Origin of the sequence: Hydrogenophaga palleronii NBRC 102513, assembly GCF_001571225.1 — a bacterium.
GTDB lineage: Bacteria > Pseudomonadota > Gammaproteobacteria > Burkholderiales > Burkholderiaceae_C > Hydrogenophaga > Hydrogenophaga palleronii.
Genome location: NZ_BCTJ01000070.1, coordinates 1 through 8,148 on the forward strand (window position 1 = coordinate 1; position 8,148 = coordinate 8,148).

General features: G+C 61.6%; 8 protein-coding genes. 5 read left to right on the top strand and 3 right to left on the bottom strand.

Translation table 11 applies throughout. The annotated features are described in order from the left end of the window. Positions 1-162: 162 nt before the first annotated feature. Positions 163-1,425: a DUF2157 domain-containing protein gene (locus HPA01S_RS21940; RefSeq protein ID WP_084360908.1), complete on the bottom strand. Its 1,263-nt coding sequence runs from the start codon at positions 1,423-1,425 to the stop codon at positions 163-165. Between the two features lie 114 nt (positions 1,426-1,539). Between HPA01S_RS21940 and HPA01S_RS21945 the strand changes: the two genes are divergently transcribed. From HPA01S_RS21945 to HPA01S_RS21950, 4 genes are read left to right on the top strand one after another with little or no spacing between them, the layout of a single operon-like run. Then, positions 1,540-3,375 carry a glutamine--tRNA ligase/YqeY domain fusion protein gene (locus tag HPA01S_RS21945; RefSeq protein WP_066273553.1) on the top strand — a complete coding sequence of 612 codons (1,836 nt, stop codon included), beginning with the start codon at positions 1,540-1,542 and terminating at the stop codon, positions 3,373-3,375. A gap of 15 nt (positions 3,376-3,390) precedes the next feature. Further along, on the top strand, positions 3,391-4,590 hold the full coding sequence (locus HPA01S_RS22890; RefSeq protein WP_084360910.1) for an AAA family ATPase: 1,200 nt from the start codon (positions 3,391-3,393) through the stop codon (positions 4,588-4,590). Positions 4,591-4,612: 22 nt separating this feature from the next. Next, entirely contained in the window at positions 4,613-5,185 is a 573-nt protein-coding gene (locus HPA01S_RS22895) for a DUF4276 family protein (protein WP_281193168.1), read from the top strand. Between the two features lie 12 nt (positions 5,186-5,197). Beyond that, the gene (locus HPA01S_RS21950; RefSeq protein WP_066273555.1) at positions 5,198-5,605 is read left to right on the top strand and encodes a phage holin family protein; all 408 of its coding nucleotides are present in this window, start codon (positions 5,198-5,200) and stop codon (positions 5,603-5,605) included. 108 nt (positions 5,606-5,713) lie between these two features. Here HPA01S_RS21950 and HPA01S_RS21955 read toward each other — a convergent pair whose 3' ends face one another. Together HPA01S_RS21955 and HPA01S_RS21960 are read right to left on the bottom strand one after the other, a co-directional pair. Continuing rightward, on the bottom strand, positions 5,714-6,364 hold the full coding sequence (locus tag HPA01S_RS21955) for an excalibur calcium-binding domain-containing protein (RefSeq protein ID WP_066273569.1): 651 nt from the start codon (positions 6,362-6,364) through the stop codon (positions 5,714-5,716). 21 nt (positions 6,365-6,385) lie between these two features. Then, positions 6,386-6,865, bottom strand: a complete 480-nt coding sequence (locus tag HPA01S_RS21960) for a hypothetical protein (protein ID WP_066273557.1) — start codon at positions 6,863-6,865, stop codon at positions 6,386-6,388. An 80-nt stretch (positions 6,866-6,945) separates the two neighbouring features. On the opposite strand from HPA01S_RS21960, the gene HPA01S_RS21965 reads away from it, so the two are divergent. Next, positions 6,946-7,968: a restriction endonuclease gene (locus HPA01S_RS21965; protein WP_066273562.1), complete on the top strand. Its 1,023-nt coding sequence runs from the start codon at positions 6,946-6,948 to the stop codon at positions 7,966-7,968. Positions 7,969-8,148 lie beyond the last annotated feature (180 nt).

Genomic DNA, 8,148 nt, shown 5'->3' on the forward strand with positions numbered 1-8,148 from the left:
AGGGGGGACGGCACCTGGGGCCGGCGGAGCCGGACCCTCGGTGCCCCTGGAAAGGGTCATTGCGCGCCGGCAGCGCTTGTGCCATCACCGGCTTTAGCGCCAGGCACTCGCTACCGAATGAATCCCTCGGGTCGGCACCTGCCGGCCCTTGGTCCGTCTGGCTCAGCGCGCGGCCAGCGGTTTCAGTGCCGCGGGCAACCAGCCGGCCAGGCGCTGGTGGATGCGGTCTTCATTGCGTTGCCACCAGATGCCCAGCGCCACCACGGCCAGGCCCAGCAGCGTGAGTGCGAACGGGAACAGCAGGCTGTCGGCGAACACGCGGTAGGCCAGGTAACCGAGGTAGCTCGCCACGCCCAGCGCACCGAGCACGGTGAACACCCGCCGGCCGATGGCCGCGCCCAGGAACACAAGGAACACGTTGAGCAGGCCATACACCAGCTTGCCGATTTCCGAATCGCTGTCGCGCAGGCTCAGGCCGCACCAGAACATGATGGCGCCGAACAGGTAGAGCCAGAACGCAAAATCCTGCCGGTCTTCGGCGTCTTGTGCGGTGCGTGTGCGCAGGTCCACCCACACCGCGATGGCGATGGTGGCCAGGCCGAACACCAGCGACACGTCGCGCGTGAAGGTCCAGTCAAAACCTTCCTTCTGCATGATCATGTGCGCCACGTCCATGCTGAGGTACCAGATCGTCACCGCCACCGGCATCACCATGAAGGGCAGCTTGAAGCGGTACAGCAGCACCACGGCCGCCACCAGCGTGGCCAGCTCCAGCGTGAGCCAGCGCCAGTCGATGAAGCGGTGGTAGTCGCGGTAGTTGTCGCTCGCGCCCTCGGGCCACATGCCCACGCCGGTCTGGAACGCCCACACCGCCAGCGGCACCAGGCACACCGCCAGCGTGGCGAGAATGCCGGCCGGCGTGCGCAAGCCCTTCTGCAGCAGGTTGCTCGCCACCAGCAGCGCGCCGGTGAAATAACCCAGCGCCAGCGCGAACACGCCCCAGGCGCCGAACAGCTCCCAGCCCAGGGTCATGAACAACGTCATGGCGCCGATGGCCAGCATGCCGCCGAAGTAATACAGGGTGTTGGTGAAGCTGAAGGCCGGGCCGCGATGCACCTGCGGTGGATGGGCAGACGGCATCGGGTGCGAGCCGCGCACATACGTTTCAGACTGCTCGTCGTCGGTGAGCGAGGCGGGTGTGGTGGTCACCAGCGCCACCCGCAGCGGATTGCCCGGCGCCGCCCACGACGCCCACAGCGCGTGCGCGGCAGACGGCACGATGGCGCCCTGCTCCACCGCGTCCTCGATGTCGCGCCAGCCGATCTGCACCCGCACCGATGGCAGGAAAACGTCCTCCGCCTGGGTGGCTTCCCAGCGCGGGGCCTCTTCGCTCGGCATGGTGTCGGGGTTGTCGTTGTGACTCATGGTTGCCGTCCTCCTCGTCCTTGGACAGCCACGATAAGGGAAAAACGACAAATCGAACCAAAGTAGCACTGGGCGGCGCCCGGCGACGGGTGGGCGGCATCAATAGAATGGCGCATGAGCTCCACCACCCCGAACAAGGCCACCAGCCCTGCCGCCGCAGCCGACGGCGAACACAAAGTCAGCAACTTCCTGCGCCAGATCATCGAGAACGACCTCGACAAGGGCACCTACCAGACCCGCCGTTGGGCCGGCAGCCCGGGCGATGCCGCCCACCACGCCGCCGGCCAGCCCGACCCGGCGAAGATCCGCACCCGCTTCCCGCCCGAGCCCAACGGCTACCTGCACGTGGGCCACGCCAAGAGCATCTGCCTCAACTTCGGCCTGGCGCGCGACTACGGTGGCGTGTGCCACATGCGCTTTGACGACACCAACCCGGAGAAGGAAGACACCGAGTACGTCAACAGCATCCTGGACGCGGTGCAGTGGCTCGGCTTCGACTGGCAGGCCAACGGCAACAGCCATCTCTACCAGGCCAGCGACTACTTTGATTTCATGTACCGCGCCGCCGAATACCTGGTGCAGGCCGGCCACGCCTACGTGGACGAGCAGACCGCCGAGCAAATGCGCGCCGCACGCGGCGACTTCGGCAAGCCCGGTGTGGACAGCCCGTTTCGCAACCGCACGCCGGCCGAGAACCTGGCGCGCTTCCGCGAAATGCGCGACGGCAAGCACGAAGACGGCAGTATGGTGCTGCGTGCCAGGATCGACATGGCCAGCCCCAACATCAACATGCGCGACCCGGCGATCTACCGCATCCGCCGCGCCACGCACCACAACACGGGCGACACCTGGTGCATCTACCCGATGTACACCTTTGCGCACCCCATTGAGGACGCGCTGGAGCAGATCACCCACAGCCTGTGCACGCTGGAGTTTGAAGACCAGCGCCCGTTCTACGACTGGCTGCTGGAGCGCCTGACCGAAGGCGGCCTGCTGCAAAGCCCACCACCGCGCCAGTACGAATTTGCGCGCCTGAACCTCACCTACGTCATCACCAGCAAACGCAAGCTCGCGCAGCTGGTGTACGACCACAAGGTCAGCGGCTGGGACGACCCACGCATGCCCACCATCGTCGGCCTGCGCCGGCGCGGCTACACGCCCGCGGCCATTCAGCTGTTTGCCGAACGCATCGGCGTGACCAAGAGCGATTCGTGGATCGACTACAGCACGCTCGAAGGCTGCCTGCGCGAAGACCTGGAGAACAAGGCCCACCGCGGCATGGCCGTGCTCGACCCGGTCAAGCTGGTGCTCACCAACTGGGCCGAGGTGTTTGGTTCGGACGACTACACCGAAGACTGCAGCCAGCCCGCACTGCCCCACTCCGCCATTCCGGAAGGCCAGCCCGAGCCCGCACCCCGCGTGTTCAAGATCGGCAAGGAAGTCTGGATCGAACGCGAAGACTTTGAAGAAGTGCCACCCAAGGGCTACAAGCGCCTGTTCCCCGGCAACGTGGTGCGCTTGAAGGGCGGCTACGTGATCGAGTGCACCGGCGTGGGCGCCAAGGACGCCGAAGGCAAGGTGACCGAAGTGCACGCCAAAGTGATCCCCGACACCAAGAGCGGCACCCCCGGCGCCGACAGCGTGAAAGCCAAGGCCGCCATTACCTGGGTGGGCGTGGCCGACGGCGCGCAAGCCGAAGTGCGCCTCTACGACCGCCTGTTCCTCGACGCCCAACCCGACGCCGGCAGCAAGGACTTCATCGAAGCCCTGAACCCCAACAGCCTGAAAGTGGTGACCGGGTACGTGGAACCCTCACTGGCCAACGCAAAACCGGACGACAAGTTCCAGTTCGAGCGGCACGGCTACTTTGTGGCGGACCGGGTGGACCATGCGGCGGGTAAACCGGTGTTCAACCGGGTGACTGGGTTGAAAGATAGCTGGGCTCGATAACCGGAAGGATTGTTCATGTCCCACTCCATATTCCTAACTCGCGTAGCAATTCGGAACTACAAAAGCATTGCTCAATGCGATGTACAACTTCACGCCTTAACATGGCTAATCGGCCCAAACGGATCAGGAAAGAGTAATTTTCTAGATGCACTCCACTTCGTCCGAGATGCGCTTGATAACTCTTTAGAGAATGCGCTTAGGGAGCGCGGGGGAATCTCAGAAGTTCGGCGAAAATCGTACGGCCACCCGAATAACTTCGGAATTCGCCTCGAATTTGTCTTGCCAAACGGCACGCCGGGGAGATACGCATTCACAGTCGGCGCACTCCCAAACAATGGTTATGAAGTAAAAAAGGAAGAATGCCGGATTGGACTCAATGCAAACTGCGATTACTTCTTAGTTGAACGTGGCGAAGTAGTTGACACTAGTGCAGCAGTATTCCCAAAAACCACAGCAGATCGCCTTGCGCTCTTGAATGCATCAGGTCTGCCAGAGTTCAGACCCCTATACGATGCAATGATCTCCATGGGATTTTATAATTTGAATCCCAAAATAATAAGAGAGCCGCAAAAACCACAAGACGGTAGATCTCTCAAATCTGCCGGGGAAAATATTGCAAGCGTCATAGCCCATCTAACAAAAGGCGCCCCCGAAGCAATCGATGAAATTTCAGAATACCTAAGCAAAGTTATACCTAGTCTTCATGGAGTAGAGCGAAAGGCTATTGGTCCACTTGAAACGCTTATGTTCAAGCAAGAAGTATCCGGTTCCAAATCGCCGTGGGAGTTCTACGCACAGAACATGTCAGACGGTACGTTGAGAGCAGTTGGAATTCTGACGGCACTAAACCAAGTTAGCGACCATTCTAGGCCCACACTAATTGGCCTAGAGGAACCAGAGACAGCATTACACCCGGCCGCGGCATCAACTCTTCGAGAAGCACTAGTAAAAGCCTCCCAACGTATGCAAGTGATTGTCACAAGTCACAGCCCTGACCTTTTGGATGATCCAGAAATTCGTTCTGACTCGCTAGTTAGCGTTGTTGCCTCTGGAGGTGAGACCAAGCTCGCACCGGTAGATGAGGCATCTAGAGACGTGCTATCCAAAAAGCTATTCACCCCTGGCGAACTCCTACGCTTAAATCAAATTGGACCAGACAAAAAATCACAAGGATTTCTCAATTCAAAACAGATAAACCTATTTCAAGAAGACTAAATTGATTCGCATATCTACAATAGTGGAGGGACATGGAGAGGTTGCCGCAGTACCGGTGCTGCTAAGGCGACTTGGAGAGTGGATTGCACCCTATAAGTACTTGGACATTGGAAACCCAATTAGAGTCAGCAGAGATAAATTCCTCAACAGCGCAGTTGAATTTTCAAGAATAGTTCAGCTGGCAGCGGCACAAGCGCTCCCAAATGGATGGGTAATTGTCATTTTGGATGCAGATGATGACTGCCCAGTTCAACTGCAAAACAGCATTTCCTCAAGAATAAACAATCTTGGTATTCCGATAAACCCCTCAGTAATAATCCCAAACCGGGAATTTGAATCTTGGTTTATTGCTTCCGCAGAAAAATTACATGGCTGTCGCGGGTTTAGCTTGGATCCTGACATGACTCTATCCGATCCGGACTCCCCCAGAAATGCAAAAGGCTGGATAGGCAAGCAAATGGCAGGGGGCTATCACGAAGTTACGGACCAGCCGGCTTTCTGCGCCCAGTTAAGCTTGGAAACTTCATTCGAAAAAAGTCGTTCTTTTCAAAAAATGGTCAACGAATCCATTCGAATGTTTAGAAATATTGAATAAAAATTAACCCGCATGCTCTCTAACCTCACCCCTTTCCTCCTCCACTGGGCCATCACCGCGTTCGCCCTCTGGGTGGCGAGCCATGTGTTCAAGGGCATGCAGTTCAAGAGCACCGGCACCCTCGTGGTGTCGGCCCTGCTGCTGGGCCTGGCCAATGCTGTCGTGCGGCCGCTGCTGGTGGTGCTAACGCTGCCGCTGACGTTGATCACCTTCGGCCTGTTCCTGCTGGTCATCAACGCGCTGATGCTGTTGCTGGTGGCCAAACTGGTGGAGGGTTTCAAGATCGACGGGTTCTGGACCGCTTTCTGGGCCAGCCTGTTCATGGCCTTGCTGAGCCTGGTGCTCGGTGCTTTCGTGCTGGGCGGTTCGCCCGAGTTCACGATTCAGACCAGTCCTGAATCGGGTTCGGTCTGGCTCTGACGGCGCGGGTTTCACAACCGGCACAAGCTCAAGTGCAACCATCACGGTCGCGCACGCCTGGTTGAACAGTGCGATGCGGCACGAACGAGTGAGCGCCAGACAGATTCTTCAGCGGCTGTAGCCGAACGCCCCCGTGCACAACTGCTGCTCGCAGGGAATGCCATCCCCGTCGCCGTCCATCTTGGTGTCGGGGCAGTTCTGCAGGAAGAACTTGGCCTCCTGGCATGAGCTCATCTGAGAGCAGTGCTGGCGGCCATCACACCGGAAGAGCGGCTCCGGCGCAGGCCGCGTGGGAGCCTGCGGTGTCTCGGCCCCCAACAGCCCTTGCGATGCAGAGGGCACAGGCGCCGCACGCACGGCCACTGACGTGCGGTACTGGCCGTAAGCCCACCAGCCCAGCGCCGCCAACAGCAAGATGCCGACGATGCGCGCACCGAAGGACGAACCGGACGAGCGCGTGTGGCCATTGGGTCGTCTGGTTGAAGTGGAAGCGCGAGCCTGACCGCGCGGCCGCGCATCGGGCGCCGGTTGTGCACTGCCCGGCCTGCGTACGCGCACCGCGCGTTTGCGCCCGTCCTTGTCGGGTTCGATCTCGAACGAGAGCGGTTCACCCACCACGGGTTGATGGCCGTCGCGCGGAAACGCCGACACGTGCGCGAACACCTCTTGCTCGCCATGTTCGGCCACCACAAAGCCGAAGCCACGTTCGACGTTCCACTTCTTGAGCTTGCCGTTGAAGCGCGCGGTGTTGGTTTTCATGATCATCCGAGGCCGCTCCGCTCAGCAGTTCAACTCGCGATACCGCTGCCGACTCTCGAACAGCGCCACCTGTGCAGACTGCAAGGCTTGTGGTGTCTTCGCGTTGCGCTCGCTGGCCTCATGGCTGCTCAGGCGGGTGTCCAGCCAGGCGCATTCGGCTTTGGTGGCGTGGGGCAGTTTGAAGCGGCGGTGCAGCGTTGCCCGCTGCTGGTCGTCCAGCCCGGTGATGGGGCGCAGGGCTTCGCCCATCACCTTGTCGTATTCAGCGCGCCGAACATCGGCACCCTTGCGGCTCACGCCGCTGGATTTGTCCAGGCCCTGGGTGGGTGTGGTGTCCACGGCTTTGGCGCCCACGCAGGGTTCGTGCGAATAGGCCACCTTGCCCTGCGCTTCGCAGCGGTACACGGTTTGCGCCTGCACAGCGGCATTGCCGAGCACGGCCACCACCGCGGCCGCCAGTTGCGCCGCCAGTCGGCGCTGGGTGCGCGTTCGCCCATTCATTGATCTCATTCCGCCCTCCCGGCTGCTTGGTGTGGGCATCATGCCTGCGCATTCCAAAAAACAGACGGAGGGTTCGGTGCATGGTCAGAAAAGCGTATGGAAAATCACGCCGGCGGAAAAAGCCGTCGCAGAGTCCGTTTCTGGACAAGGGCCTGAGCGCCCTGCTGCTGGGCTTCGCTTGTCTGCTGATCGCCTGGTTGCTGACCAGCCACCCCTTGCTGGCGGGCGCGGCCCGCGTGATGCAGACGCCGGCCTGGTTCATCCTCGGTGTGGGTGTGTTGTTGCTGGGCCTGCACTACGTGCTGAAAGACAAGGCCACCGAAGAAGACGCACCCCACAGCGCTGCACCGCTGCCCACCAGCGACGGCAAGGCATCGCACCGCACGCGCCGCGGGCCTGTCGCAGTACCCGACGCGGCCCGCGTGCAGGCATCGCCGCTGTCGGTGGTGCCGGTATCGACACCAGACGCGACCACGCCCAAGGCAAACGCCTCCGCCAACACCGCCACCCCATCGCCATCGTCGGCACCGTCCACGGCCACCTGGAACGCCGAGGTCTTCAAGGCGATTGAGTGGCGGCGCTTCGAGGCGGTGTGCGAAGCGCTGTTCTCGCAGGCCGGGCTGGAAACCAAGTCCCAGTCGCACGGGCCCGACGGCGGCGTGGACCTGTGGCTCTACTCGCAGCACCTGCAGGGCCCGGCGCGGGTGGTGCAGTGCAAGCACTGGCAGTCCCGCGCTGTGGGCGTGAAGGAGCTGCGCGAGTTCTTCGGCGTGATGAGTTCGCACCAGCTCAAACGCGGCACCTTTGCCACCACCTCCAGCTTCACGCGAGAGGCCCAGACTTTCGCGCGCAGCAACGGCATCCACCTGCTCGATGGCAAGGCCTTGCTGGAGCTGATCGCCCAGCGCACGCCCGAGCAGCAGCAGGCGCTGCTGGCCGTGGCCTACGAGGGCGACTACATGCGCCCCACCTGCGCGAGCTGCGGCATCAAGATGGTGGAGCGTGTGTCGTCCCAGGGCGGTGTCCGCTTCTGGGGTTGCACCAACTACCCGCGCTGCCGCACGCGCATGGGCCAGGCTCACCAGGCTCGCCAGGCGAGCTGAACGCCCAAGCCCACGGGCGACTGCGGGCCGGGCGCGCCACCGCCGCGTGCCCCGCTCTGCCCTCAAACAGGGGCATCCCTCCTCCCCCGAATGACCGCTGGCGGTCGGCATTGACCGTTTTCTGCGGCATGATTCGACCCTAGCCAAAAGAATTACTTTCAGGGGGGGGGGGGGGGGGGG